This window comes from Acetatifactor sp. (genome assembly GCF_982438285.1).
Map to the genome: position 1 here is coordinate 1 of NZ_CEWDFQ010000468.1, position 1,891 is coordinate 1,891.

3 protein-coding genes are annotated in these 1,891 nt (G+C 50.1%); all 3 read left to right on the forward strand.

Annotated elements, in window-relative coordinates; genetic code table 11:
• A partial coding sequence (locus tag AC1WIP_RS15325; RefSeq protein ID WP_481142640.1) for a PLP-dependent transferase occupies positions 1 to 399 on the forward strand: 399 nt, incomplete at its 5' end.
• Positions 400 to 415: 16 nt separating this feature from the next.
• Positions 416 to 1,381: a glycosyltransferase family 2 protein gene (locus AC1WIP_RS15330; RefSeq protein WP_481142641.1), complete on the forward strand. Its 966-nt coding sequence runs from the start codon at positions 416 to 418 to the stop codon at positions 1,379 to 1,381.
• Between the two features lies 1 nt (position 1,382).
• A partial coding sequence (locus AC1WIP_RS15335; RefSeq protein WP_481142642.1) for a hypothetical protein occupies positions 1,383 to 1,891 on the forward strand: 509 nt, incomplete at its 3' end.

Below are 1,891 nucleotides of genomic sequence, written 5' to 3' on the forward strand. Positions count from 1 at the left end.
GAGAGGCACTGTGCCAACGCTCTGGCCGTGGCCGAATATTTGGAGGCTCATGACAATGTGGCCTGGGTAAATTATCCCGGTTTAAAGAGCAGCAGGTATTATGAGCTGGCCAAGAAGTATATGCCAAAGGGAACCTGCGGCGTGATCTCCTTTGGATTAAAGGGCGGCAGAAAGGCTGCAGAAAAAATGATGGATCATTTAAAGCTGGCTGCGATTGTCACTCATGTGGCGGATGCAAGAACCTGTGTCCTTCATCCGGCAAGCCACACGCACAGACAGATGACGGACGAGCAGCTTGTGGAGGCGGGAGTAGCTCCTGATTTGATTCGTTTCTCCGTAGGTCTGGAGCATGTGGATGATATTATCGCGGATCTGGAACAGGCCTTGCGGGAGGTATAATGCAAAAGGAGAGCGTATGGAGAGACTGGCGATTGTAGTTCCCTGCTATAATGAGGAGGAAGTGCTCAAGATTGCTTCCCAGGCTCTGCGGGAAGTACTGGATGATTTGGTGAAAAAGGAAAAGATAGCTGAGGACAGCTTTATTCTGTTTGTCAATGACGGAAGCAGGGACCGCACCTGGGAATTGATTGAGGAAGAACACAGAGCGCATCCCGTTCAGGTTTTCGGCGTGAAGCTGGCAGGCAATGTGGGACATCAGTTTGCGCTGACGGCAGGGCTCATTACTGCTATGGATATCAGTGATGTGACAATCTCCATAGATGCTGACCTGCAGGATGATGTGGCCGTGATTGAGGAGATGATCGATAAGTTTCATCACGGCTGCGACATTGTATACGGTGTCAGAAAGGAACGCAAAACGGACACTTTCTTTAAACGCACCACAGCTCAGGGCTTTTATAAGCTCATGGACCTTATGGGCGTAAAGACCGTTTACAATCACGCGGACTTTCGTTTGATGTCCAAGCGGGCAGTGGAGCAGTTTTCCAAGTATAAGGAGACCAATCTGTTCTTAAGAGGCATGATGCCTCTTTTGGGCTACCAGACAGACAGCGTCTATTATGACCGAAAGGAGCGGGTGGCCGGGGAGTCCAAATATCCCTTGAAAAAGATGCTTGCCCTTGCCTTTAACGGGATATCCTCCTTTAGTGTAAAGCCCATTAGTCTGATACTGGGAATCGGCCTGCTTATTGTTATAGTTTCGGTGCTGGCTCTCGTTTACGCCTTGATTTCCTACTTTACCGGACATGTGGTTCCCGGGTGGACCTCGCTGATTTTATCCATCTGGTTTCTGGGGGGCCTGCAGCTTCTTGCCATCGGTCTGGTGGGACAATATATCGGCAAGATTTATATCGAGGTAAAACACAGACCCCGCTACAATATTGAAAAGGTGTTGACCAGCGAAGATATTAAGGAAGCTTGACATGAATTGGGAAAAAAACGGATTCAGCTATGCGCTGTGGCTTTTGTATAGTGCCGCAGCCATTGTTTTTTCGGTCTGTGTGGCGGTAAGCCTGTGCACGGAAAAGGGATATGAACCGCAGATAGGGCTTGTGTTGTGCATGGGAGCGTTCGCTGTGGCCGGGATTGCCACACTTTTTGTACATAAGGCTGCGGCAGCAATTTCGAATCGCGGGACTGCGGCAGCAGGAGGCTTTTCCTTGCTTGTGCCGGAGTGTATCGGGGCAGTGGTTTTGCTTGCGGCAGGCATTTTTCTCCGGATACAGGCCATGCCGCAGACTCAGACACAGTCGGTTTATTTCGAGGCGGCAGAGGTTATGGAGGGACAGACGGTTCCCATGGTGGTGCATGGGGCTGTGTATGCCTATCTGCAGCTTTTGCATCTGCTTTGTCTGGTGTTTGGAAATAAAATAACGGTGGCCGTCATCTGCCAGATCGTTCTGCAGATGTGCGCTTTTGCGCTTCTCTACAT

Coding starts and splice junctions, on each gene's coding strand:
- AC1WIP_RS15330 (WP_481142641.1), top strand. CDS start 416: ATGGAGAGACTGGCGATTGTAGTTCCCTGCTATAATGAGGAGGAAGTG.